Genomic DNA, 24,697 nt, shown 5'->3' on the forward strand with positions numbered 1-24,697 from the left:
TCCTCTCAGGCGGCGGGGACAGTGCGGTACAACGCGAAGGTAGCCAGGTACGGTGTCGCCCGCGACTGCGTGACGACCACGCGCAGGTGGCGGGCGGTGACCGGCGACGGAAGAGTGACGAGACGGTTGGCACCGATCGTGGTGACAGTCGCGATCGTGCGCCAGGAACCGTCCACTTCGGCCTGTACGGTCGCGCCTTCGACGTGCTGACCGCGGGTGATGTCTTCCCCCAGTCGGACCTGGTCGAAGGTGGCCGCCTTCGGCAACACCACGTCCATCGTCCCGGCGAGCGCACCGCGCGGCGGCGACCACGACGTGGTCAGCGAGGAATCCGTGACCGCGTCCAACCCTCGCGCGCCAGCGGCGAGGTTCACGGACTGTGTCCTGGCGATGGTTTGCCCGAAGGATGCCAACGCGGCGGCATCGGCCGGAGCGACGCGACCGTCCGGGCCAGGCGGAACGTTCAGCAGCAACGAGGCATTGCGTCCCACCGAGGCGCGGTAAAGATCGACGAGTTGCGCGGGCGTTTTCGGTTGTTCGTCCGGGTGGTAGAACCAGCCCGGCCGGATTGATACGTCAGCTTCGGCCGGTGCCCATTCCAGGTACCGCACGGACGGGTCGGCGAGCACCTGCCGCGACCCGAGATCGGCGCCCTCCGCGCCGCCGACGAACAACTCCTCGTTGTGCGCGGTGTTCGGATCGCCCGTGGTCGGCAACGCGCTCCACTCGGTCTCCCGAGCTTGGCCCCGCTCGTTGCCGACCCAGCGCACGCCCGCCGGTCCGGCGAACGTGACGGTGTCCGGCGACAGCGCGTGAATCATCCGGAACCAGGTCGTGAAATCGTAGGTTTCGCTGATTCCGTTGCCGCGCCAGGGATTCGCCCCGTCCAGCCACAGCTCGTCAATGGGCCCGTACTGCGTGAACAGTTCGTAGATCTGGTTCAGGTAATAGGTGTTGTAATCGTCCTCGGTCACGGTGAATTTCGGCAGTTTCCCGGCGGCGAGGGCCGCGGCGCGGTCGTCGTTCGGGACCAGCGACGGAATGGTGCGGACCTTCGCCGCGCTGCCCGTGCCGTACCGCCCCTGACCAGCAGGCGTGTTCGCGCGGTCGTCGTAAGTCGCCTGCTCCTCGATGCTCAACGGCTGCCCCGCGGCGACCTTCGCCTCGACCCGTTTCACCTGGTCCGCGAAGAACTCCTTGGGCAACTCGGCGCCGTCCGCCGGCGACAGGTACACGCCGACCTTCAGCCCGGCTTTCCGCGCGGAATCGACGTAATCGCGCAGGATGTCGCCCCGCGGATTGGTGCACCCGGCTGCGCGGACCTGCCAGTACGCGGACGGATCCTGCGCCCGCCCGTTCTGCGCCGCCGCACGGGCCTTCGTCACCGCGTCGTCGGCACATCCAGGCGTGACCCACCACGGACTCGCGACGACGGAGTGATTCGTGTAGCGCGTCGGATAGAGGACGAACCCGTCGTGGTGCTTCGCGGTCAGCATCACCTGCGTCACGCCGGCCGCCTTCATCGACCGCATCCACTGGTCGGTGTCGACCGCGGCGGGCGCGAACGTCGACTCCTTTTCCGCGCCGGAACCCCATTCCCGGTCGGTGAAGGTGTTCATGCCGAAGTGCGTGAACGCGGTGACCGGCCGCTGCTGCCAGGCAATCTGCCCGGATCGCGGCACGGTCGCGGCGGCCTTGGCGAGAATCCGGTCCATGCCGTCGCACGACTGCACTGCCTGAATCGCGGCCGGCCGGATCGGCCCATGGCAGGCGGTTGTTTCCGCGGCGGCGGGAACGGCGGTCCCCCCGGCCGCCAGTACCGCGGCAAGCGCCAGGCTCGCGGGTATCGACACGGCGGTCCTCCTGTCGGATCCGTGACCGAACGGTGACGGCGGGGAGCGTAAGTCGGGTATCCATCGGATGTCTAGACCTAATCGGCGGAGGAAGTCCCGCTTTCACCCAGCCGCCGAGGCTTGGATCAGCGCTGTTCCAAGCCTTCTGCTCGCGGCTCCGCGGCGGACCTGGCGGAGGCCCAGTGATCTGATGGATCACGCCGATCGTGCGCACGACGTCGAGATCGCCCGGTGACCGCGTGTTCTGCCGTTCGGAGGTATCGCCACCGGAAGCCCCGCTGGATACTGCGATACGGGGAGTCGCTAGTCAGCGACCAGGAGTGATACCTCATGAACAGGAATTGTCTCCGCACGGTTCTCGCGATCGCAGTCGTCGCCCTCGGCGCCGGCCCGCCGGCGCCGGCATCGGCGACCGCCGGTCATGCCCGGCAGCAGCTCGCCGCGGGCGATTGGCCGACCTATCACCACGACAACGCCCGCACCGGCGAAGCCGCGGATCTCGCTCCGCTGGGCACTCTCGGCACCGCCTGGCAGGCCACTTTGGACGGTGCGGTGTACGGACAGCCGCTCGTGGTCGGCGGTCAAATCCTTGCTGCCACGGAGAATGACACCGTTTACGCGCTCGACCCGGCCACCGGCGCGGTCCGCTGGTCGGCGCACATCGGCGAACCGGCGAGAAGAGCCGAGCTGCCGTGCGGGAACATCGACCCGCTCGGCATCACCGGCACCATGGCCTACGACCAGGCCACGTCCCGGGTTTTCGCGCTGGCCGAGCTCACCGGCGGGCAGCACGTGCTGGTCGGCGTGAACGTCACCACCGGCGCGGTGGAGGTGCGCACCGAACTGGAACCGCCTAAGGGCGACCGGCCGGCGCACCAGCAGCGAGCGGCGCTGACCGTGCTCGGCGACCGCGTGTACGTGGCGTACGGCGGGCTGGCCGGGGACTGCGCGAACTACATCGGTTCCGTGGTGTCGGCGACCACCAGCGGGGCCGACCCGATCAGTTACAGCGTGCCGACCACCAGGGAAGCCGGGATCTGGGCGCCAGGCGGCGGCGTGGTCGACGGGCAACGGCTGCTCTACGCAGTGGGCAACGGCGAATCCACCACGGGCTACGACGACAGCGATTCCGTGCTGGCGTTGTCGCCCACGCTGCAGCGGGTGGACCTGTTCGCCCCGGACACCTGGGCCGACGACAACGCGCAAGACCTCGATCTCGGGTCGTCCAGCCCGACCCTACTCGGCGATCACGTCATCGCGGTCGGCAAACGCGGCACCGGATACGTGCTGCACCACGACAATCTCGGCGGAATCGGCGGGCAGCAGGCCAAGGCGGAGATCTGCCGGTCCTTCGGCGGCAGCTCGACCAAGGGCGACACCGCGTACCTGCCGTGCAACGACGGCCCCCGCGCGGTCCGCATCGCAGCGGACGGCACCCCCACCGTGGCGTGGCACGCCGACGGGACCGCGAACGGCTCGCCGACCGTGGGCGGCGGCGCGGTATGGGTGACGGACTGGAACGACGGTGTGCTGTACGCGCTGTCACCGGCTGACGGAACCGTACTGGCTCAGCTGGATGTCGGCGCTCTTCCGCACTTCGCCTCGCCCACTTTGTCCGGCGACCACGCCTACGTGGGCACGATGACCGGTGTGGTGGCGGTGTCCGGCGCCTGACTGAACCGCTCCGGACGAGCTCGCCCCGATCCCCGGACTGCCGCGTCCGGGGATCGGGGCTGGTTCCGCGAGCGTCAGCCGTTCAGGAAGCGCTCCAACTGCCCCGCGACGAACTGCGGATTCTCTTCGACCAGCCAATGCCCGGCATGCGGCACGTCCGCCGCCTGGACGATGTCAGTCAGCCGCGGAGCCACCGTGGCCCGGATCGCGTCGAGCTGGCCCTGAGCCGTCAGCAGCAACGTCGGCACCTTCACCGGCGCTGCCGCCACGGTGTCGCGGACATCCTTGTCCAGCGCCCGATAAAGCTCGAACCCGCCGGACAAAACGGTGGGACGGCTGTAGGTCCGGGCATACTCGTTGACCTCCGCCTCACTGAACGGCGACCGCTCCGAATTCCCGCCGAAAGCCGTCCCGCCAAAGGAAACCTGCGGATAGAACAGCGCGAGGTATTCCCGCACATCGTCGCCGACCACCGCTTCGGGAACGCGACGTTGGGAGTGGAAAGCGATGTGCCAGCTCAACGTCCGGTATACGGTGGCATTGATCGCGGGCCCGGGAAGCGGCAAATCGAAATAGCCGAGACGCGCGGTGTCGCCGGGGAATTGGCTCGCGTACTGGAATGCCACCGCAGCACCGAAATCATGTCCGATGACCGCGGCGTTCCGGATCTTGAGCCGCGAAGCCACCAGGGTGTGCACGTAACGCGCCAGTGTGGCTTTGTCGTATCCGCTCGGCGAACCGGTGCTGTCGCCCAAACCGGGAAGGTCGATCGCGTAGACGGTGTGGTGTTTCGCGAGCTCCGGCATCACCGGCCACCAGCCGTACCAGGTTTGCGGCCACCCGTGAATCAGGACGACCGGGCTGCCGCTGCCGCCAGTGACGTAGTGCATGCGGACACCGTCGACGTCGGCGAATTCGTGCCGGAAGGTGCTTTGGAACGCGGGATCGTTCTGGGTGGCGGCGGCGTAAGGCTCGGCAGGCGGCGCGGAACAGGCCACGCTGCCGACCGTGAGCAGAAGGGACAGCGCCAGCGCCGCGACGGAGCGGGGCACCAGCCGGGATGCGGTGATCATGCGGTCAGTTTCGCCAGCCCGGACCGGCAATGGCACGGAAACTTGCCGTTCCGGCAAGGGGTTGCGTCCGGTGCCCGTTCGATCAATTCCGTTGAGCCGAACAGGCAAGAACTGCTTCGCCACGCCCAGACGAGGGTAGCGATGGTGAAGAGGCGGTCGGCGCGACCGCCGGAACGGGAGGGATTCGCCTATGCGGAAATTCGTGGTCACAGCTGCCGTTTGCCTCGCTACGACCGGCGCTGCGCTGGTGCTGAGCGGCACCGCGTTCGCCAGCCATCTCGAGTACAAAGGACCTTACGAAACCCCGGACGCCTGTGTCCGCGCACTGCGCGCCCTGCCGCCGGACCCCACGGCCGACGGTGCCGTGTGCATTCCCATGAACGGCAAGCATTACCTCGAAATCTCGCATCCGAACTGAGGGGCCGCCCCGCCGATGTCGTGCATCGCCACAGCAACGCCGCACCCGCGCCGCTGAGAAACCCCCATCGCATCCGGAGGGTTTCCCTTTGCCCGTCAGCCGCGCTCGCGCCCCAGCCCGCGCAGATGCCGCCCGCTCTCCATGTGCTCCATCAGCAACGCTTCCACGGCATCCACATCCCGCCGCGCGATCGCGTCGTGCAGCTCCCGGTGCTCCCCCGCCACCCGCTCCAGATCCTCGTGCTGGCCGAGCAGCCACCGCATGCGGCTGCGCAGCGTCAGTTCCAGCTCGTTGAGCAGCTCGTTCCCCGCCATCGCCGTCACGGCCTCGTGGAAATCCGCCGCCGCGCGGTGAGCGGTTACCGCGTCACCGGCAGCGGCGGCGGCCGTTTCCTCGTCCAACGCAGCCCGCAGCTGGTCCAGCCCGGCGCGGGAATGGCGGGTCGCCGCGAGCTTGAACGTCAGAACTTCCAGCGCCGCGCGCACTTCCTGCAGGTCGGCGATGTCGCTCGCGGTGAACTCGCGCACCACCGCCCACGTCCGGGGGCGCGGCGTGACCAGGCCTTCGGCGACCAGCGCTTTCAGTGCGTCCCGCACCGGGACCCGGCTCACTCCGAGATCCGCGGCGAGGTCCCGTTCGACGAGCTTGCTGCCCGGTGTGCGCACCCCGTCCAGGATCTCGTCCCGGAGCTGCCGGACGACCCGTTCGGTCTCGGATTCGCCGCCCTGTTCCGCTGCCATCCGGCCATTCTCGCACCACCGCCCGGACCGTCCACTGTGGCCGATGTCAGCGCGGGTTCGTCTTCCGCCACGCCGCGTAATCCGCCACCGCCGCCCGCACGTCGAACTCCGGCGCGAAGCCCGTTTCCTCCTTGAGCCGCGAAATATCCAGATACGGTCCGGTCGCCCCGCCAGGCTGCAGCTGATCCGGCACACCCGGCGCGATCTGCGCGAGCGCCTCGGCGAACTCCCGGTTCGTGACCGGCTGCCCGCTCGACACGTTGTACGTGTCGTGCTTCAACGACGGTGCCGTGGTCAGCAACGCGATCGCGCGGCCGGCGTCCGGTGCGTAACAGCAGTCGAACCCCTCGTCCGCGACGAGCGGAGGCGGCGTGTCACCGCGCAGCCCGGCGTTGAGGTAGGACGGGATCGGGAAGAACGGCGATTCCGGGTCGACCAGCGGACCCCACACCGTCCCGATCCGCAGCACTACCGGTTCGACACCGCTCCCCCGCAGGCTGTGCGTCGTCAGCGGTTCGACGGCTTTCTTGAACGCCACGATCAGATGCGGCAGATCCGCGGTCGGCAGCGGCAGCTCCTCGTGCCAGCTCGGCTCGTCGCGGCCGACGTACACGCCGAGGCTGCTCGCGACCGCGAACCGCCGCACCCGCCACGTCCGGGCCGCGTCGAGGGCGTTGGCCAGGCCGGTCAGGTCCGTCCGGAAGAACGCGACCGGGTCGTCGCCGGGGATGCTGCCCGCCAGGTGGACGATCGCGCTGATGTCGTACCGGTCGCCGAGCGCGAGGAACGCGTCCCGGTCGGTGACGTCGAGCGTTTCCACTGAGACCCGGCGCGCCAGGAACGACGGGACGTCCGTCCGCCGGTGCCCGGTGACCAGGACGTCCTGCCCCAGATCCGCCAGCGCCCGGGCCGTGTGCGCGCCGATCATGCCGAGGCCGCCGGTCACGAGGATCATCGCCGCACCCCGCATCGGGTGGTCGAAAACTTTGTCATGCGGCGACGCTACGACCCCGCTCGCGGCTAGTTCTTGAACAAATCGCGCATCAGAAGTGCGTGCCGCCGTCGATGCGGACCTCGGTGCCGGTGACGAACGCGGCGTCCTCGCTGGCGAGCATCGCGACGACCGACGCGACCGTCTCCGGACCGGCGAAGCCCTGGCCCAGCGCCGGAAGCAGCTTGCCGAGCAGGGTGAAGTCGGCGTCCTCGGGGAAGCCGGGGCCGACGCTCTGCTTGCTCTTGCCGCTGCCGTCGGTCATGCCCGAGGAGATCGAACCGGGCTGCACGGCGGTGAACCGGATACCGTCCTTCGCGTATTCGGACGCCAGCGCGTGCGTCATCGACTGGATGCCGCCCTTGCTCGCCGCGTACGCCGCCATGTACGGGTGCGCGAACATCGCCGACGTCGAGCTGAAGTTCACCACCGCCGGGCCGCTGCCCTCGCGCAGCGCCGGGATCGACTCGCGGATCACCAGGAACGTGCCGACCAGGTTGACGCGCAGCACCTGCTCGAACGCCTCGAGCGGCATCTCGTGGGTGTGCGCCGACCGCAGGATGCCCGCGGCGTTGACGAGCGCGTCCAGCCCGCCGAGCTGCTCGACCGCTTCCGCGACCCCAGCCTTCACCGACGCCTCGTCAGCGACATTCACGACCACAGTGCTCAGCCGGTCCGCCGCGTCGCCCGCCTTCTCGACGGTGTCCGCCAGGCCCGCTTCACTCACGTCCGCGGCGACGACGCGCCCGCCCTCGGCCAGCATCCGCAGCACCGTCGCCTGCCCGATGCCCGAGCCCGCTCCGGTGACCAGCACCCGGCGTCCTTCGTAACGGTTCATGGTCCGCTCCTTTCATCTTCCGCCACCTTACGCCTACCTGGCACACTGTGCCACTTTGACGAGATCTGCATGCTTGACAGTGATCGGGTAGCGTGGTCGCGGTGAGCGGAAAGACCCCGACCCTGACCGAACGGCGCAAAGCGGCGACACAACTCGACATCGCCCGCGCCGCCGCACGCCTGTTCACCGAGCATGGCGCACAGGGAACGACCGCGGAAGCGATCGCCGCCGCGGCGGGCGTCGCGCCGCGCACCTTCTACCGCTACTTCCGCACGAAAGAGGACGCGGTCGCCCCGCTGCTGGTCGTGGGCGCCGATTCGTGGCGGGACCACCTCGCATCGACGCCCGAAGGAACGCCGCTGCTGAAGGCGGTCGAGGACGCGATCCACAAGACGATCTCCGCCGCGGACGCGACCCAGGAATTCAGCTGGACGCGCGGCTTGCTGCGCGCCGCCAGCGGGGACGACTCGGCGCTGGCGGCCGTGTGGCACCGGGTGAACGGCGAGTCCGAGACCCGGCTGCGACCGGTACTGGCGCGGCTGGCTCCGGAGACGGACGAGGTGACGGTGCATTTGGTGGCGGCCGCGGCGACGGATGCCATTCGGATCTCGCTGGAGCTGTGGGCAGGGACTGAGGAGAAGGCCGCGCCGGTGGAGTTGGCGGTGCGGTGTTTCCGCGGGTTGTCGAGCGGGCTCGACGTCTCGCGAGACCACTGACCTTTCCGCGCCGAGGACAGCTGCCTATGCGTCTGATCGGCGCGCCCCGCGATCGGACACCCTCCGCCTGCCTGCACCGCTCGCCCTGGCGGCCCCCGTCGTCGACTGGCCAGGGATGTTGCGCGGCAACGGATCCTCGGTCACCCGATACCAGGCCCTGAGGTTCGCCGGTTCGGTCCATCCCCGCACCGCCTCGGCGACCTGCCGATGGACAAAGCTCGCGTGGCCGCACGTCTCGTGCCAGGAACTCCGGCGCTGCTCCGCGGTGAGCGGCCGCCGGAACAACTCGTCCCGCAGCGCCAGCTGACGGTCGAGGTCGTGCCGGACCGCCGAAGACCGGTCGAGACCGACGGGGGTCCGGTCCTCGCAGACCGGGCACGGGCAAGTCCACAGCTGCTCGATCTCCGGAGTCCGGCCGAATACCTTCGCGCAGGTCTCGATCCGGTGGTAGCTGAGCAAGCGAGGCACGAACACCGAAGGCCCGCCCGGGCGGCCGCCGGAGGCCGGATACAGGTGCCGCAACGAGCTTCTCGTGCCCACCGCCGCAGCGTGCGCACCGTGACAGAGAAGGCCTGCGGCCGAAATGTCGCAGCGCAACACCAGCACCGGAACCGCGCAGTCGGCCAGGAACCGCAGAAATGCGCGCAGCAGCTTCTGAACCCCGAACGGATCAGTCCGGTGCTCGAGAACGACCGCGACCGGTACCCCGTACCGGTTGACCTCCCTCGCCAGCGCGGCGGCGATCGATCCGTGGTCGAACCACCAAGGAGCGAGAGGCAGCGTCGCAACGGCCGCGGGCTTCCTCGCGGCGGCCAGCAGGATGCCGCGCAAACCCGTCCAGTCGCGCGCCGCGAGATAGCCGGAATCCGTCAGCGGCAGCAACCCGAGTTCCCGCTGCTTCCGGCACCACGCCGGATGCGTTCCGGCTCCGGCGAGTACCCGCCGCTTGCCTGCGTAACGCTCGGCGTCGCACAGGAGCGGCCCGTCGAACCCCTTCTCGCGCAGGCTCTTGACGGCATCCGGCGCCGACCTCCCGGTCAGGACGAGCCCGGTGTCGTGCGCCGTACAGACGCCGAGCAGTTCCTCGGACTGCGCGGGCCGGCACTGGATCAGGAGCCGCCCGGAAAGCCCTGCCAGTGCCGCATCCATCTGTCCACGGTGACGCAGGCCAGCCCGTGCGGTCACTCACCGTCGCCTAGGTGCCGACGTCAACCACCCCGGAGGCGGATCGCCGCCCTCACCCAGCGCAGACCCGTGCGGCCCTGTGAGTGACCCGCTTCAGGCACTGCTCAGCGGAACTCGTGCACGACCTCGATCTCCCCAACCAAGTGCGCGTTGAACTCGTCCAGTTCCTCAGCAGGAACCCACAACTCCAGAATCGTCTCGCCACCCGCCTGCCGCACCGGATAGCGGTCGAGGAACGCCGTTTCCACCCGGAACCGGGTCACGTAACCGGCGCCGTCGAACCGGACGTTCCAGTCTCGGGCGATCTTCACCGCGTAGTCCTCGTTCAGCACCGGGTAGAAGATCGGCTGGTCCGGCAGCCGCGGCGGCCACGCGCGCCAGCCGGACCGGCGCACCAGCTCCAGCTCGGCCGGGCCCGTCGGGCGCCACAGCTCCGTCGTCGGCTTGTCCATCTCGTCCCCCTTCTCGAGGGCACAAGCTAGCTGCCGAAAGGATCCGCCAGCGACCGGTTTTACCTCGGCTCAGCACCCATGATCCGGTCTACCAAAGCACAGCCGGGCGGCCCGGCGTCCAAAGCGGACAAATCGCGGCACCCGGCCGGACACCCGGGTCGCGAGCCCGCATCGTTCCCGTCCGCGCCCTTGACAACCCGCCACCGGCCGCGCTTATGGTATACCAAACAACGAAGGGTGTGCGCGATGAAGCGTTCCGCAGTGGTGGCCGCGGTGGCCTTCACCCCTTACGTGGCGATGATCGCCGGCCTGCCCTGGTTCAGCGGCGACGGCCGGATCTGGTTCCTGCCCGAGATCGGGTTCTGGATCCTCCTCTGGGTGGCCCTCACGCCCGTGTTCCTCGGCGTCGCCGACCGCATCCGGCGCCCCGGCGCCGCCGAAACCGAGCAGGAGCAGCGATGAACGCGGGCGCAGTCGTCGCGCTGGCCGTGGTGGCGCTGGCGGTGGTCATCGGCCTCGCCGCGCGCGGCCGGAAGCAGATGAACCTCGAACAGTGGACGGTCGCCGGCCGGTCCTACGGGACACTGCTGTTCTGGGTCCTCGCCGCGGGCGAGACCTACTCGACCTTCACCTACCTCGGCGCCTCGGGATTCGCCTACGCCAACGGCGGCGCGGCGTTCTACATCGCCGGCTACGGCACGTGCGCGTTCGTCCTGTCCTACTTCTTCCTCCCTCCATTGTGGAGGTACGCGAAGAAGCACAACCTCGTCACCCAGGCGGATTTCTTCACCCACCGCTTCCGCAGCCCGTGGTTCGGCGCGCTGACCGCGATCGTCGGCGTGGCGTTCATGATCCCCTACATCGAGGCGCAGCTGCTCGGCCTCGGCCAGATCGTCGAGACGACGACCGGCATCAACCGGGTCACCAGCATGGTGCTCGCGGTCGTGCTGATCGCGGTGTTCGTCTACGCGTCCGGCATGAAGGCCGCCGCGTGGGTGTCGGTGCTCAAGGACATCCTGCTGATCGGCACCGTGCTGGTCGTCGGCATCGCGATCCCGGTGCACTACTTCGGCGGGTTCGGGCATCTCATCGACACCGTCCAGGCCCAGCACCCCGGCTTCCTCGGCGTCCCGGCACCGGGCAGCCCGCTCGGCGTGCCGTGGATGATGTCGACCCTGCTCGTCACGAGCGCGGCGTTCTTCATGTTCCCGCACGCGCTCGCCGCGATGTACACCGCGAAGTCCGAGCAGACGATCCGGCGCAACGCGATTTACCTTCCGCTGTACCAGATCCTGATCGCGCTGACGCTGTTCGTCGGCTTCGCCGCGGTGCTCGTCGTGCCCGGGCTGAAGGGCAGCGGCACCAACGGCGCGCTGCTTTCGCTGACGCTGAAGACCATGCCGTCGTGGGTGGTCGGCCTCGTCGGCGGGGCAGGCGCGCTGGCCGCGATCGTGCCGATCAGCCTGCTGCTCCTGCAATCCGCGACGCTGCTGGCCCGCAACGTCTACCAGGGCGTCCTGCGGCCGAAGACCAGCGAACTGGGCGTCTTCCGGCTGTCGCGCGCCCTCGTCGTCGTGGTGACCGCGGTGGCGCTGGTGTTCGCGATCTTCCAGCCCGCACTGCTGGTGAACCTGCTGCTCACCGGACAGAACGGCGTCTCCCAGTTCTTCCCGGCGATCGTGCTGGGGCTCGTGTGGCGGCGGCTGACCAAGGCGGGCGCGGCGACCGGGCTCGTGGTCGGCGTGACGATCGTCGCGTGGACGGTCCTGGCTTCGAAGAACACGTTGTGGGGCCTCAATCCCGGGCTTCTCGCGATCGCCGTCAACGTCGTGCTCACCGTCGGCGTCAGCCTCGCCACCTCCGAGCGGCGCGAGCCGACCGTCCGGGCCGAGGCCGTGGAGGGAGTCGCGTGAACCTGTTGCTGCGCAACGTCCGGCCCGGCGGCGGCGATCCGACGGACGTGCTGGTGCGCGACGGCCGGATCGCCGGGTTCGGGCCCACCGAAGCGGACGTTCCGGTCGAGGACGGCGGCGGCGCGCTGCTGCTGCCCGGCCTCGTCGACGCGCACTGCCACCTCGACAAAACCCTGTGGGGCCTCCCCTGGGTGCCGAACACCTCGGGTTCGGTGCTCGCCGACCGGATCTCCAACGAACAGCGCCGCCGCAAGGAATTCGGGCTCCCCTCGCCCGAACCCGCGGCCGCGCTGCTAGACACGATGATCGCGAACGGCACCTCCTTCGTCCGCGCGCACACCGATGTCGACCCCGAACTGGGGCTGTCCGGCATCGAGGCGGTGCGGGAGGCGGCGGCGCGGCATCGCGGCCGGGTCACCGTCGAGCAGGTCGCCTTCCCCCAGGGCGGCCTGCTCACCCGGCCCGGCACGCTGGAACTGCTGGAGCGGGCCGTGGCGTCCGGCGTGGAGAACGTCGGCGGCATCGACCCGGCGGGCTACGACCGCGATCCGCGCGGGCACCTCGACGCGATCTTCGACATCGCCGCCCGGCACGGCTGCGGCGTCGATCTGCACCTGCACGACGAAGGCCCGCTCGGCGCCTGGGAAATCGAGCTCGTCATCGAGCGGACGAAGGCGCTCGGGCTCGCCGGGAAGGTCGCGATCGGCCACGCCTTCGGCATCTGCGGCATCCCGGACGCGCAGCAGGACCGGCTGCTCGAAGGCCTCGCGGAGCAGCAGATCACGCTGACCACCGCGGCGGTGTACGACCGGCCGGTGCCGCCGCTGGCCAAGATGCGGGCAGCGGGCGCGAACGCCGCGTGCGGCAACGACGGCATCCGCGATCTGTGGGGCCCTTACGGCGACGGGGACATGCTGACGCGCACCATGCACCTGGCGTACCGCAGCTCGTTCCGGACCGACCCGGAGATCGAACTCGCGCTGCACGCGGCGACATACGGCGGCGCGAAAGCGTTGCGGCTCAAGGACTACGGCCTGCGGATCGGCGACCGCGCTGATTTCTTCCTCGTAGCCGCGGAGTACCCGGCCGAAGCCGTCGTGTCCCATCCTCCGCGGCAGCTCGTGGTGAAGGGCGGGGCTGTCGTCTCGCGGCGATAGCCCCGCCGCGCCGCTACGCCTGGAACGCCGGGAAGGTCGGAGGGAACAACTCCCCCGCCTCCCGGCGTTCGACGTCCCGCTCCGCATACGCGGCGCGCATCTTCTCGAACAACGCCTGCGCGCGGCGGCGAAGGTCCGCTTCGTCGATCCCGGGAAGGCGCCCGTCCACCAGCACCGGCTGGCCCGCGACGACGGAATGCGTTGCCTGGCGAGCGGTTCCGGAGAGCAAGAAGGTGCGGATCGGATCGTCCTGCACACCGTCGCGCAGGTCGCCGACGTGGAACGCGACGAGGTCCGCCTGCGCGCCCGGGGCCAGCTTGCCGAGGTCGTCGCGGCGGAGTGCACGGGCGCCGCCGAGCGTCGCCGCTTCGACGTACCACTCCGCCGGGGCCGCGTCGGCGCGGTCGCCCATCACCTTCGCCAGATGCACGCCGACGTCCATGCCGCGGATCAGGTCCGGCGGGAAGGAATCCGTTCCCAGGCACAGGTTCAGGCCCGCTTCGCGGTAGTCGCGGAACGAGCGCAGGGCGTGGCCGTAGCGGAAGGACGTGAGCGGGCAGTGGATCACCGACGCGCCCGCCGCGGCCAAGGTCGCGACGTCGCCTCGGTCTTCGCCGTGGACGGCGGGATGGCGGTCGAGGACCTGGGCGTGCGGGATCAGCAACCGGTCGCCGAGCAGGCCGGTGCGTTTCAGCATTTCCAGCGGTGTCACGCCGTAACGGTCGAGGATCAGTTCACGCTCGAGCACGCCTTGCAGGCAGTGCAGCCGTACCAGGACGTCGCGCTCGCGCGATGCGACGGCGGTGGCGCGCATGAGGTCTTCGGTGAGAGTCTCGATGCGGCACGGCAGCAGGACGCCGTTGACGAGTGGGTCGTCGAGTTCCTTTGCGTGGTCGAGGAACCGCAGTGCGTCGGCCAGCCCCTCCTCGCCGCGGGGCTCGTCAAAGGCGACCGTGCGGGTACCGTCCACAGTGGCCACGTTGACGCCGGATCGGTATGCCGGGCCCAGATATCCGCGCAGGCCGAGGTTCCGTGAGAAGTCCGCCATCGCGACGAGTTCCACGTACGGCTCGGCCCACGACGAGTGGACTTCCGACGCGATCGGCATGAACGTCGTGATTCCGTGCAGCGCCAGCTGGACGAGCGCGTACTCGCGAATGGTCTGCCGTTCTTCCGGGGTGAAGACGTCACGGCGACGGTGCGCGAAGTAGTCCTCGGACCACTGCAATCCGGCCGCGCGGTCTGCTGTGGCCCAAGAATCGAGGCCGAGATGGTCCACGTCGGTCAGCGCGTCGAGGTCGATCAGGCCCGGCAGGACGAGCGATTCGCCGAGGTCGACGTCCAGGTCGGTCGTTCCGGCATACCGCGGGCCGACGTAGGCGACGACGTCGTCCTCCCAGACGACCTCGCCGTTTTCCAGCAGGGCGTGCCGCCCGTTCTGATGGGCCAGCACATGGCGGGCACGCCAGCGAGTGCGCATCGGGTTCCTTCCGTTCGGGACATTTAGGTATACCAAACGGCGGAATCTGGGGGCCAGACCTTGCCGGGGGCGGGTTTTTCCGGGAACCTGGGAGAAGGTTCGCCGATACTGTCGGTGACGGCGGCGGGAGGGGATCGGATGGAGCCGGGTTTCGCGTCGGAGTCCGAGCGCGTCACGGAACGGCTGCGCAACGAGATCCTCGACGGCACCCGGGCTCCGGGCAGCAAGCTGGTCGAACGGGATCTGGCCGCGGAGATGGGCGTGAGCCGGGTGCCGGTGCGGGACGCGTTGCGCGCGCTGGGAAACGAGGGACTGGTGACGCCGCGGCCGCGGTCGTGGTCGGTGGTGCGGGAGTTCACCGCGTCGGATGTCGCGGACCTCAACGAGGTGCGCACGGCGTTCGAGGGCCTCACTTTCCGGCTCGCCGCGCAGCGCCGCACCCGCGAGGGCCTGGCGCGGCTGCGGGAGGTGCTGGACACGGAACTGCGCGCCGCCCGCGCCGGCGACGCGGTGTCCGCGCGCCGGGCAGCCGCGGATTTCCACGAGGTCGTCACGTCCCTGTCGGCGAACGAACTGCTCGGCGAACTGGAGCGGACGCTGCGCAGCCGGATGCGATGGCTGCTCGGCCAGCACGACGACCTGGAAGCCATGGCGGCGGAACACGAACTCCTGTACGAGGCGATCGTGGACCGGGACGTCGAACGGGTGGAACGGCTGGTGCTGGCCCATCTCGCGACCGGAGCCAGCGAGGCGGTGCGGCGGCATCCTGCGGAGGCGGGCTGACCTTGGTTCGGCCGTTGCCGCGAGATTCCGGCCGCGGCAATGCTCGCTGCGCTGGACTGACGCCGATCGGCCTTCGCGAGGTCCTGGCAATGCCGAGATCGCCGCGTCGGGCTGCGCCCTCGACCTTCGCGAAACCTCAACTCTGGCAACGCTGAGCTCGCCGCGGCACTGGCTTCTCAACTTTCGGATCACCTGGCACCGCCCCTCTTCGCGAGACCCCGCCGATGCTGAAACAGCCGTACGCACCTCAGGCCCAGCGCCCCTCAGCCCCGTCAGAGGTCGACGACCGCGAGCCCGTCCGCCACCACGACGCCGTCGTGCAGCACCGTCCGGTCCTTGCCGCGGTCCATCACCGCGCTGGTCGGCGTCTCGCCGTCCACCAGCACCAGATCCGCGCGGTCGCCGACCGCCACGCCGGGCCGGTCGGCGATCCCCGCCAGCCGGGGCACGTCGTGGCTCATGATCGACGCGCCGCCCATCGTCGCGACCGCCAGCGCCATTTCGATCAGCTCGTCGCGCCGGAACCCGTGCGTGAAGGCCAGCTGCCACGTGCGGTCGAGGAGATCGCAGTTGCCGTACGGGCTCCAGTAGTCCCGCTGCCCGTCCTCCCCCAGCCCGACGCGCACGCCCGCGGTCGTCAGGTCCGCCAGCGACAACTGCCGGTCGACGGACGGCGCGACGGTCGCCATCGCGATGTCCAGCTCCGCGAACGTGTCGATCAGCCGGCGGCTCACGGCTTCCGAAACCGAGCCCAGCTCGTACGCGTGCGACATGGTCACCTTGCCGCGCATGTCCAGCGCGCGGACGCGTTCGATCACCAGGTCCGTCGAAAAGACCCCGAGATGCCCCGGCTCGTGCAGATGGATGTCGACCTCGACGCCGTACTTCTCGGCCAGCCCGAACACGACGTCCAAGTGCCCCTTGGGATCCTTGTCGAGCGAACACGGATCGATCCCGCCGACCACCGACGCACCCGAACGCAGCGCGGCCTCCAGCACGTCGACGGTTCCGGGCTCGCGCAGGATCCCTGCCTGCGGAAACGCCATCACCTCGACGTCCGCGTGCGCGGCGAAGCGCTCCTTGGCGGCGAGCACCGCGTCGAGCTTCTCGAGCTGGCAGTCGACGTCGACCTGCGCGTAGGTGCGCACGCGAGTGGTCCCGTTCGCGATCATCCGCTCCAACGTGCCCGCGACGCGTTCCGGCAGCGGCACCTCGGCGTTCCGCCAGTTCTCGCGGTCGTTCAGCATCATCGCCCAGACGCCCGGCGCCCCCGTGTGCGGCCGGAACGGCAGTCCGATGCGCGTCGAGTCGAGGTGCACATGGACGTCGCTGAAGGACGGGAACAACAGCCGCCCGCGCCCCTCGACCACGTCGACCACCTCGCCGCCGGACCCCGCCGGGTCATGCGGACGAACCGCGGCGATCCGGCCGCCGGCCACCTCGACGTCGCTGCGCTGACCGCCCCAGGGACGGACGTCACGGATCAACACGGAGAGCACCTTTCTCGACGGGACGCTTTGGTATACCAAGAGTACCCGGTCCCGCCGAGCCGTCCGCACCTGTGCGACGAAGAGATGCCGCTGCGGGTCTTCAGCCAGCCAGCAAACGCAGAAGCCGAGCAGTCTCCGAAGCCACCGCGCTCCTCCCCAGCCGCACGTACTTTCGGGGATCCACCGCTTCCGGCTGTTCCTCCAGGAACTGCCGGACCGACCGCGTGAACAGACCATTCAGGTGCGTTGAGATATTAACCTTCGCCATCCCGCTCACCACGGCCCCGCGCAGTTCCTCGTCCGACAGGCCTGACGAGCCGTGCAATACCAGCGGGACCGGTACCGCATCTCGCAATCGGGCGACCAGTGCGCGGTCTACCTGGGCCGTTCGTTCCACCATCGCGTGGGACGTTCCTACGGCCACCGCGAGTGCGTCCACGCCGGTTGCGGTCACGAAGTCCGCCGCTTCGGCTGGGTCGGTGCGGGCGCCGGGCGCGTGGACCCCGTCCTTGCCGCCGACTTCGCCCAGTTCCGCTTCCACCGCCACACCCGCGTCGTGACAGCGCGAGGCGATTTCCCGGGTCATGCGCAGGTTTTCCTCGTATGGCAGATGCGATCCGTCGTACATCACGCTGTCCACGCCCAGTGCGATGCCCTCGCGGATCAGCTCCGGGTCTTCGATGTGGTCTAGATGCACCAGCACGTCGACCGACGCGCGGCGGGCGATTTCCCGGGACGCCACGGTGATCGGGGCCAGTCCGCCGTGGTAGCGGACGCAGTTTTCGCTGATCTGCAGCACCACCGGCAATCCGGCCTGTTCCGCGCCTTCGGCGATGGCCTCGGCGTGTTCCAGCAGGATCACGTTGAACGCGCCCACGGCGGAACCGCGCTCGCGGGCGGCGGTCAGCAGCGTTGGCAGGTCGGGGCGGGTGATCATGCGGGGGCTCCGTTCAGGAATCGGCGGTACGCGGCGAGATCGACTTCTCCGGCAACCGGGCGGAGGACGGCCGCGGCACCCAGGGCGGCGGCGTTGTGCAGGGCTTCGATCAGGGGGCAGCCGGCGGCGAGGGCGACGGCCAGCCCGGCCGTCGCGGCGTCCCCGGCGCCGGTGGGGTTGCCCTGCACATCAGGGATGGCGGGGACGGCGAAGACGCCACCGGAGGTGTAGGCGGCGATGCCGTCTGCCCCGCGTGAGACGACGACCAGTTGTGCGCCCAGCCGGAGCAGGGCCGCGGCACCGGCAGCCTCGTCCGCGGCAGAGGTCGCGGCGAGGAGTTCGGCCTGGTTCGGCTTCACTGCCGCACCGGCTCGGGCGGCGGCCAGCAGTGCCGGGCCGGAGGCGTCGACCAGCGTCCGAACCCCGGCTTCCCGGGCGATGCGGACCCAATCTGCGACCAGGTCCGGCGAGGTGCCCCGGGGCAGAGATCCGGAGACAACCAGCAGGTCAGCCGCAGACAGGCAGTTCGACAGGTGCGAACCGAAAGCTGTCCATTCCTCTTCGGACACTTCCGGGCCAGGTTCCGTGTAGACCGTCGGATGGCCGTCGCCGGTCACCGTCACGGTGGTCCGGGTTTCGCCGGAGATCGGGACGGCCTCGAACGGAACCTCCAGCGCTCCCCCGAGCCACCGGCCCGCGTCGCCGCCCAGCGGGAGAAGCGTCCGGACCGGGACGTCCACCGCGGCGAGCACCCGGGCCACGTTCACGCCCTTGCCGCCCGGCCGTCGCTGCACCTCCAGCACCCGGTTCGTGTCGCCGGGCGTGTGGGTGCCGACCCGGTAGGTGACGTCGATGGCCGGGTTCGGCGTCAGCGTGAGGATCATCAGACGAGGATCACCGAGCGCGTCAGCGAGCGCGGACGGTCGGGATCCAGGCCGCGCCGGGCCGCCAGTGCGACGGCGAAGCGTTGCGCCACCACGAGTGCGGCGAGCGGGTCCAGGTCGTGGTGGACGAAACGCGCGCCGGTGCGGGCGACGTCGTCCGCGAGTCCCGCGGGGGCCTCGCCCAGCGACCACACGAGACGGCCCGGCTGAGCGATCGCGATCGGGCCGTGGCGGTAGTCCATGGCGGGGTACGACTCGGCCCAGAACTGTGCGGCTTCACGGGTTTTCAGTGCGGCTTCGCAAGCCAGGCCCACGGCAGCGCCACGGCCGATGAAGGTGACCTGTTCGGCGTCGAGGAGGTCGTCGATCGGTTCGGTCAGCGCGTCCGCACAGGACGTGGCGAGCTGGTCGATGTCGTCGCCCAGACCGGCGCGCAACAGGGCGAGCGTGGTGGTGGCGAAGCGGGTCTGCACCACGGATTGTTCGTCGGCGAAGGAGAGTTCGACGACCTCGTCCGCGACCGCGGCAGCGGGACTGTCGCCGACCGCGGTGATCAGCACGGTGCGCTGCGCGGGCATCGCGGTGAGCAGGTCGATGATCTCGGTCGTGGTGCCGGAGCGGGAAATCGCCACGACGCGGTCGTACTCGCGCGAGGCCGGGTATTCGGAGCCGGCGAAGGCGTCGGTGACCCCGTGGCCGCGTTGTTCGCGGGCGACGGCGTAGCTCATCGCGATGAACCAGCTGGTGCCGCAGCCGACGACGGCCACTCGTTCGCCCGGCTGAGGCAGCGCGGCGGACGGGGCCAGCGCGGCCGCCGCGCGCCACATTTCGGGCTGGGAAGCCAGTTCGGCGGCCACGAAGGAGCCGGGAGCATCCGGAAGGGAGGACACGGGATGGAGGCCTTTCGATCCAGGGCGGGAGACGTGACCGACTCCGGCACTCTGCTTGAGTGTTTTTGCTTGCTACTTGCGTTATAGCGCAGATTCAATCACAAAGTCGAGTCCGTGCGGCCTCTAGGATGAGCACCGGACCGCCTCCGACCAGGAACGAGAGACCCGGCATGACGCCCCGGCAACACCCGAACGTCCTGCTCGAATGAGCGAGCCAACGGGGCAGCGGCGCGTTCGCGGAGATCAGCGACGCGCTCGGGACCGCGCGGCGGGATCCTCGACCCTCGCCGACCAGCGGCCGATCACCCGCCTGCGCCGCACGGCACCGCCGGGGACGAACTGCCACTGCAATACAAGACCGCCATCCGCGCCGTGGAGGACGCCGGGGACGACCTGCCGCCGCAGCACAAGACCGCCATCCGCGCCGCACCGGGCGCCGCGTACGACCTGCCGCCGCAGCACAAAGCTGCCGCCCGCGCCGCAGACCTGCCGCCGCAGCACAAGACTGCCGCCCGCGCCGCAGACCTGCCGCCGCAGCACAAGACTGCCGTCCATGCCGCAGACCTGCCGCGACCAGGCGAAACGGCGGAGCCCAACGGGGTCGCCCGCGCGCTGGACAACAGCGTGCAGGTCCGGCAAGCCCAGTCCGACCGTCCTCGCCAACGCCTGCGAGCCGTCGGTCCATGCGCAGGTCAAGATCGTCGCGACCTGCGAACCGGCCGACTCGGCATCCGCGGGCGGCACCGCACCACCGTCCATAAGGGAGAGCCCGCCGACCTCGCCGCGACCTCCCCGGAGCGGTCATCGCCCCATGAGCGGACCCGCACCATTGCGCATTTATGATTGTTTTGCCATCATGCAGATCAATATCACGCAGAGGTGAGGTGGCAGGGTGGTGAACCCCGGGGTGCTGCGGGTCGGTGTGGTCGGCGTCGGCCTGCGGGCCGGGATCGCCCGGCACGTGGCGGAATCCGGCGTCGCGGCGGAACTGGCGGCGGCTTCGGATCCCGACGAGCGCGGCCGGGCGCGAGCGCGCGAAATGTTCGGCGGCATCGAGATCGTGCCGGGACACCGGGAACTCGCGAATCTGGTCGACGCCGCGATCGTGACCTCGCCGGACTGGACGCACGCCGAGATCGCCGTCGACCTGCTCCGCGCCGGAGTGGCGGTGTACCTCGAAAAGCCGCTGGCCACAACGCTTCCCGACGCGGACGCGGTCCTCGCCGCCGCACAGGAGACCGGCACTCCGCTCTACATTGGACACAACTTCCGGCACTCCGCCGTCGTCCGCACGCTCCGCGACGTCGTGACGCGCGGCGAGATCGGCGAAGTGAAAGCCGTCTGGTGTCGTCACTTCGTCGGCAACGGCGGCGACTATTACTTCAAGGACTGGCACGCCGACCGCAGCCGCGTAAACTCCTTGCTGCTGCAGAAAGCCAGCCACGACCTCGACGTCATCCACTACCTCGCCGGAGGCTTCACCCGCCGCGTCACCGCGATGGGCGACCTGACCGTCTACGGTGGCATCACCGACCGCAGCGGCCAGGGCGACCACCTCGCCGACGACTGGTTTTCCTTCGACAACTGGCCTCCCGCCGCACAAACCGGCCTCAACCCGGTCGTCGACGTCGAAGACCTCTCGATGGTCCACATGCGACTCGACAACGGTGTCCTCGCCAGCTACGAACAATGCCATTTCACGCCCGACTACTGGCGCAACTACACCGTAATCGGCACCGAAGGCCGCGCGGAGAACTTCGGCGACACCGGCGGCGGCGTGGTGAAGGTGTGGAACCGCCGTCGCGGATGGGCGCTGGACGGAGACCGCGAGTACCCGATCGACGGTGTCGCATCAGGACACCAGGACGCGGATCTCCTGACCATGACCGAATTCCTGCGTTACGTAGTGCACGGCGACCCGCCGGCACTGTCCCCGATCGCCGCCCGCGAAGCCGTGGCGGCGGGCGCGCTCGCCACGCAGTCCCTGCGTTCCGGCTCCGTGCCGGTCGACGTCCCTCCCCTGCCCGAACAACTGGCCGCCCATTTCTCCCCGCCGGAAGGAAATCGCAGATGACCCCGCCCTCCCGCCGTCCCCTCCGCTAGCGCAAGGGAAGGAAAACACTCCCATGCGCGTGCGAACCCTGACCCGGCGCGGTTTTCTCCGCGGCGCGGCGGCGATGGCGCTGGTGCCCGCCGCCGCGGCGTGCGCCGAGGCCCCCGCCGCCACCTCCGGACCGGTCACCGTCGAAATGTGGCACGGCCAGAGCGACACCGGTCTCAAAGTCCTCAAGCAGCTCGTCGCCGCGTTCCAGCGCGAGCACCCCGACATCCGGATCGACCTCGGCGGCGGCGTGCTGGCCGACGCCATGCTGCAAAAGGTGACCGCGGCGCTCGCGTCCGGTTCCTACCCGGACATCGCGTACATCTTCGGCTCCGACCTCGCCAGCATCGCCCGCAGCCCGCGCGTGGCCGACATGGGCGACGTCGTCAACGACGGCACTCAGTTCTGGAAACCCGCGCTCGAAGCGGTCACCGTGAATGAGCGCGTCCGCGCGGTGCCCGCGATGCTCGACTCGCTGGCCGTCGCCTGCAACAAGAAGCTGTTCCAGCAGCACGGCGTCCCGCTGCCGGACGAATCCTGGCGCTGGCCGGATTTCGTGGCCACCGCGAAGAAACTGACCAACCGCGACCAGGGCCAGTTCGGCACCGCCTGGCCCGGCGCGGGCGACGAGGACACCGTCTGGCGGCTGTGGCCGATGATCTGGGACCTCGGCGGCACCATCGTCGGCCAGGACGGCCGCAGCATCGGCTTCGCCGACAGCGGCGTGCGGGCGCTCGAGGTGATCCGGAACCTGGCTGTCGACCGCAGTGTCTACATCGACCCGAAACCCGGCTCCGAGCAGATGTACCAGGCCTTCGCCTCGGGCCGGATCGCGATGGTGCCGACCGGTCCGTGGCAGCTGCCCGACATCGCCGACGCGGGAATCGACTACCAGATCGTCCCGCTGCCGACGTTCACCGGAAAGCCGATCACCATCTCCGGCCCCGACACCTGGACGGTCTTCGACAACGGCGACCGGCGGCTCACCGCAGCCAAGACGTTCCTGCGGTGGCTGACCGCGCCCAAGCAGGACGTCGTCTGGGACGTCGGCGCCGGCAGCCTCCCGCTGAGCGCCGGATCGCAGCGGCTTCCGGAGTGGCAGCAGAAAACCCAGGACACCGCCGGGCTTTCCGTGTTCGTCAAGTCGCTCGACAACTCGCACGTCCGCGCGAACCACCCCGCCTACCCGCAGGTTTCGCAGGCCGTCGCCGCGGCGATCGTCTCGGTGCTGCTCGGGCGCGCGACCCCCGCCGATGCCATGCGCGACTGCGCTTCCGCGGCCAACGCCGCCCTCATCATCCCCCGATAGGACCCCGCCCATGTCCGTACATCCCGGCCCGATCACAGTCGCTCCGGCCGCCAAGACCCGCCGCCGCCGCGAAACCGCCGCCGCCTGGGCCTACCTGAGCCCCTCGGTCGTCGTCATCATCGGCCTCGGCCTGGTGCCCGTGGTGTGGTCGCTGATCCTGTCGTTCCAGGCCGACGACCTCGTCACCCCGTCCCGCTTCGTCGGCGTCGACAACTACGCGGCGCTCGCGCAGGACCCGCACTTCGGCCAAGCGGTCGGCAACACGCTGCTGTACACGGCGTTATACGTTCCGCTGAGCATCGTGCTCGGCCTCGCGCTGGCGCTCGCGCTGAACCGGCGCGTGCGCTTCATCGGCGCGTACCGGACGTTGATGTTCGTTCCGTTCGTGCTGTCGGCCACCGCGCAGGGCGTGCTGTTCTCGTTCATCCTCGACCCGGAGTTCGGTGTCGCCAACTCGCTGCTGCACCGGATCGGCCTGAGCCCGCAAGGGTTTCTGACCGACCCGTCGCAGGCGTTGCTGGTCCTCGTGGCCATCACGCTGTGGAGCGGCACCGGGTTCTGCATGGTGGTCTTCCTGGCCGCGCTCCAGGACGTCCCGCCGTCGCTGATCGAAGCCGCGCGGCTGGACGGCGCCGGTCCGTTCCGGATCCTCCGGCACGTCACCCTGCCCGCCGTGCTGCCGGTGACCACGTTCCTGACGCTGTGGCAGCTGATCCAATCGCTCCAGGTGTTCGACCTGACGTACGTCACCACCAAGGGCGGACCGCTCGGCTCGACCACGGTGATCGTCTACTTCATCTGGCAGCAGGCCTTCCAGAACTTCACCGCCGGATACGGCGCCGCCGCGGCCTACGTGCTCGCCGTCGTGCTGCTGGCGCTCGGGCTGGGCGTCCGGTTGCTGCGCCGCGACAAGGAGATCCGATGACCACGCGCGCCCATGTTGCCCCGGTTTCGGCATCTCAACTGCCCGGCGTGATCCGTCAGCCCAGGCGCTGGCGGCTGCCATTCAGCCCGTGGCACCTCTTGCTGGCCCCGCTGGCGCTGGTGTTCGCCGCCCCGCTGGTGTGGCTGCTGCTCAGCTCGGTGATGAGCAACGCGGAGATCAACCGGTTCCCGCCGTCGCTGTGGCCGTCCGGGATCGACTTCTCCGGCTACCGCTACGTGCTGGAGAACGCGCTGTTCCTGCGCTGGTTCACCAACTCGCTCATCGTGTCGGTGGTGACCGTGGCGGCCAACCTCGTCTTCGGCTCGCTCGGCGGCTACGCGTTCGCCCGCATGCGGTTCCGCGGTTCGAAGGTGATGCTCGGGCTGATGATGGCGACCATGGCGGTGCCGTTCCAGCTGACCATGATCCCGACGTTCCTGGTGATGAAGAAGCTCGGCCTCATCGACTCGCTCGGCGCGCTGATCGTCCCGTCGCTGGTCACGCCGTTCGCGGTGTTCCTGCTGCGGCAGTTCTTCCTGTCGCTGCCGCGCGAACTGGAGGAGGCGGCCTGGATCGACGGCTGCTCGCGGCTGCGGGTGCTGATCCGGATCGTGCTCCCGCTGTCCCGGCCCGCGCTGAGCACCGTCGCCGTGCTGACCTTCCTCAGCACCTGGAACGACCTGACCTGGCCGTTGATCGCGATCAACCACGACACCCAGTACACGCTCCAGCTCGGCCTGACCACCTTCCAGGGACAGCACCACACCAACTGGGCGGCGGTGATGGCCGGGAACGTCATCACCGTGCTGCCGGTGCTGCTGGCCTTCCTCGGCGCGCAGAAAACCTTCATCCAGTCCATCACCTCCAGCGGCCTCAAAGGCTGAACCG

24 protein-coding genes are annotated in these 24,697 nt (G+C 69.6%); 11 read left to right on the forward strand and 13 right to left on the reverse strand.

The features are described 5' to 3' along the window. Nucleotides 1-5 precede the first annotated feature (5 nt). The gene (locus tag FKO37_RS31645; RefSeq protein WP_238606873.1) at nt 6-1,853 is read right to left on the reverse strand and encodes an alpha-L-fucosidase; all 1,848 of its coding nucleotides are present in this window, start codon (nt 1,851-1,853) and stop codon (nt 6-8) included. 330 nt (nt 1,854-2,183) lie between these two features. Between FKO37_RS31645 and FKO37_RS31650 the strand changes: the two genes are divergently transcribed. Further along, complete coding sequence (locus FKO37_RS31650; RefSeq protein ID WP_238606875.1) at nt 2,184-3,527, forward strand: PQQ-binding-like beta-propeller repeat protein; 1,344 nt, start codon at nt 2,184-2,186, stop codon at nt 3,525-3,527. Nucleotides 3,528-3,601: 74 nt separating this feature from the next. Here the strand turns inward: FKO37_RS31650 and FKO37_RS31655 are convergent, their stop codons facing one another. Next, nucleotides 3,602-4,600: an alpha/beta fold hydrolase gene (locus FKO37_RS31655; protein WP_238606877.1), complete on the reverse strand. Its 999-nt coding sequence runs from the start codon at nt 4,598-4,600 to the stop codon at nt 3,602-3,604. A 190-nt stretch (nt 4,601-4,790) separates the two neighbouring features. Here FKO37_RS31655 and FKO37_RS31660 point away from each other — a divergent pair, with 190 nt between their 5' ends. Further along, on the forward strand, nt 4,791-5,018 hold the full coding sequence (locus tag FKO37_RS31660; RefSeq protein WP_238606878.1) for a hypothetical protein: 228 nt from the start codon (nt 4,791-4,793) through the stop codon (nt 5,016-5,018). A gap of 95 nt (nt 5,019-5,113) precedes the next feature. On the opposite strand, the gene FKO37_RS31665 is transcribed toward FKO37_RS31660, so the two are convergent. The 3 genes from FKO37_RS31665 to FKO37_RS31675 all read right to left on the reverse strand — a co-directional run bounded on the left by FKO37_RS31665 (nt 5,114) and on the right by FKO37_RS31675 (nt 7,587). Further along, complete coding sequence (locus FKO37_RS31665) at nt 5,114-5,758, reverse strand: GntR family transcriptional regulator (protein WP_238606879.1); 645 nt, start codon at nt 5,756-5,758, stop codon at nt 5,114-5,116. 46 nt (nt 5,759-5,804) lie between these two features. Then, on the reverse strand, nt 5,805-6,713 hold the full coding sequence (locus tag FKO37_RS31670; RefSeq protein ID WP_037812981.1) for an NAD(P)-dependent oxidoreductase: 909 nt from the start codon (nt 6,711-6,713) through the stop codon (nt 5,805-5,807). 88 nt (nt 6,714-6,801) lie between these two features. Continuing rightward, nucleotides 6,802-7,587, reverse strand: coding sequence for an SDR family NAD(P)-dependent oxidoreductase (locus FKO37_RS31675; protein ID WP_037812983.1), 786 nt, complete (start codon nt 7,585-7,587; stop codon nt 6,802-6,804). A gap of 101 nt (nt 7,588-7,688) precedes the next feature. Between FKO37_RS31675 and FKO37_RS31680 the strand changes: the two genes are divergently transcribed. Next, nucleotides 7,689-8,303, forward strand: a complete 615-nt coding sequence (locus FKO37_RS31680) for a TetR/AcrR family transcriptional regulator (protein WP_037813407.1) — start codon at nt 7,689-7,691, stop codon at nt 8,301-8,303. A gap of 24 nt (nt 8,304-8,327) precedes the next feature. Here the strand turns inward: FKO37_RS31680 and FKO37_RS31685 are convergent, their stop codons facing one another. Together FKO37_RS31685 and FKO37_RS31690 are read right to left on the reverse strand one after the other, a co-directional pair. Beyond that, complete coding sequence (locus FKO37_RS31685; RefSeq protein ID WP_051728949.1) at nt 8,328-9,452, reverse strand: hypothetical protein; 1,125 nt, start codon at nt 9,450-9,452, stop codon at nt 8,328-8,330. A 140-nt stretch (nt 9,453-9,592) separates the two neighbouring features. Further along, nucleotides 9,593-9,940: a hypothetical protein gene (locus tag FKO37_RS31690; protein WP_037812987.1), complete on the reverse strand. Its 348-nt coding sequence runs from the start codon at nt 9,938-9,940 to the stop codon at nt 9,593-9,595. A 246-nt stretch (nt 9,941-10,186) separates the two neighbouring features. Between FKO37_RS31690 and FKO37_RS31695 the strand changes: the two genes are divergently transcribed. Genes FKO37_RS31695 through FKO37_RS31705 form a run of 3 tightly spaced genes read left to right on the forward strand, consistent with a single transcriptional unit; the run spans nt 10,187 to nt 13,010 of the window. Then, on the forward strand, nt 10,187-10,402 hold the full coding sequence (locus tag FKO37_RS31695) for a hypothetical protein (protein ID WP_037812989.1): 216 nt from the start codon (nt 10,187-10,189) through the stop codon (nt 10,400-10,402). Beyond that, nucleotides 10,399-11,853 (forward strand): sodium:solute symporter, encoded by a 1,455-nt coding sequence (locus tag FKO37_RS31700; RefSeq protein WP_238606880.1) that lies wholly within the window; start codon nt 10,399-10,401, stop codon nt 11,851-11,853. Before FKO37_RS31695 ends, FKO37_RS31700 begins: the two co-directional genes overlap by 4 nt. Then, the gene (locus tag FKO37_RS31705) at nt 11,850-13,010 is read left to right on the forward strand and encodes an amidohydrolase (protein ID WP_238606882.1); all 1,161 of its coding nucleotides are present in this window, start codon (nt 11,850-11,852) and stop codon (nt 13,008-13,010) included. The genes FKO37_RS31700 and FKO37_RS31705 overlap by 4 nt, the downstream gene beginning before the upstream one ends. A 13-nt stretch (nt 13,011-13,023) precedes the next feature. On the opposite strand, the gene FKO37_RS31710 is transcribed toward FKO37_RS31705, so the two are convergent. After that, nucleotides 13,024-14,490 (reverse strand): chlorohydrolase family protein, encoded by a 1,467-nt coding sequence (locus FKO37_RS31710; protein ID WP_238606884.1) that lies wholly within the window; start codon nt 14,488-14,490, stop codon nt 13,024-13,026. Between the two features lie 138 nt (nt 14,491-14,628). Here FKO37_RS31710 and FKO37_RS31715 point away from each other — a divergent pair, with 138 nt between their 5' ends. Then, the gene (locus tag FKO37_RS31715; protein WP_037812994.1) at nt 14,629-15,273 is read left to right on the forward strand and encodes a GntR family transcriptional regulator; all 645 of its coding nucleotides are present in this window, start codon (nt 14,629-14,631) and stop codon (nt 15,271-15,273) included. Nucleotides 15,274-15,545: 272 nt separating this feature from the next. On the opposite strand, the gene FKO37_RS31720 is transcribed toward FKO37_RS31715, so the two are convergent. The 5 genes from FKO37_RS31720 to FKO37_RS31740 all read right to left on the reverse strand — a co-directional run bounded on the left by FKO37_RS31720 (nt 15,546) and on the right by FKO37_RS31740 (nt 20,218). Then, the gene (locus tag FKO37_RS31720) at nt 15,546-16,763 is read right to left on the reverse strand and encodes an amidohydrolase family protein (RefSeq protein ID WP_238606885.1); all 1,218 of its coding nucleotides are present in this window, start codon (nt 16,761-16,763) and stop codon (nt 15,546-15,548) included. Between the two features lie 100 nt (nt 16,764-16,863). Further along, nucleotides 16,864-17,700, reverse strand: a complete 837-nt coding sequence (locus tag FKO37_RS31725; protein WP_238606886.1) for a class II fructose-bisphosphate aldolase — start codon at nt 17,698-17,700, stop codon at nt 16,864-16,866. Beyond that, a complete protein-coding gene (locus tag FKO37_RS31730) occupies nt 17,697-18,584 on the reverse strand; it encodes a 1-phosphofructokinase family hexose kinase (protein WP_037812996.1) in 888 nt (295 codons plus the stop codon). The genes FKO37_RS31725 and FKO37_RS31730 overlap by 4 nt, the downstream gene beginning before the upstream one ends. Further along, complete coding sequence (locus FKO37_RS31735; RefSeq protein WP_051728982.1) at nt 18,584-19,411, reverse strand: SIS domain-containing protein; 828 nt, start codon at nt 19,409-19,411, stop codon at nt 18,584-18,586. Before FKO37_RS31735 ends, FKO37_RS31730 begins: the two co-directional genes overlap by 1 nt. A gap of 306 nt (nt 19,412-19,717) precedes the next feature. Next, a complete protein-coding gene (locus FKO37_RS31740) occupies nt 19,718-20,218 on the reverse strand; it encodes a hypothetical protein (protein ID WP_238606887.1) in 501 nt (166 codons plus the stop codon). 148 nt (nt 20,219-20,366) lie between these two features. Here FKO37_RS31740 and FKO37_RS31745 point away from each other — a divergent pair, with 148 nt between their 5' ends. The 4 genes from FKO37_RS31745 to FKO37_RS31760 are packed head-to-tail and all read left to right on the forward strand — an operon-like array spanning nt 20,367 to nt 24,693. Further along, nucleotides 20,367-21,548 carry a Gfo/Idh/MocA family protein gene (locus FKO37_RS31745; protein ID WP_238606889.1) on the forward strand — a complete coding sequence of 394 codons (1,182 nt, stop codon included), beginning with the start codon at nt 20,367-20,369 and terminating at the stop codon, nt 21,546-21,548. Between the two features lie 52 nt (nt 21,549-21,600). Then, nucleotides 21,601-22,884, forward strand: coding sequence for an ABC transporter substrate-binding protein (locus FKO37_RS31750; RefSeq protein ID WP_107051043.1), 1,284 nt, complete (start codon nt 21,601-21,603; stop codon nt 22,882-22,884). A gap of 10 nt (nt 22,885-22,894) precedes the next feature. Beyond that, complete coding sequence (locus FKO37_RS31755) at nt 22,895-23,809, forward strand: carbohydrate ABC transporter permease (RefSeq protein WP_037813002.1); 915 nt, start codon at nt 22,895-22,897, stop codon at nt 23,807-23,809. Next, complete coding sequence (locus tag FKO37_RS31760; protein WP_037813004.1) at nt 23,806-24,693, forward strand: carbohydrate ABC transporter permease; 888 nt, start codon at nt 23,806-23,808, stop codon at nt 24,691-24,693. The genes FKO37_RS31755 and FKO37_RS31760 overlap by 4 nt, the downstream gene beginning before the upstream one ends. The last annotated feature ends 4 nt before the right edge of the window (nt 24,694-24,697 follow it).

Origin of the sequence: Amycolatopsis sp. Poz14 (assembly GCF_006704225.1) — a bacterium.
GTDB lineage: Bacteria > Actinomycetota > Actinomycetes > Mycobacteriales > Pseudonocardiaceae > Amycolatopsis > Amycolatopsis nivea.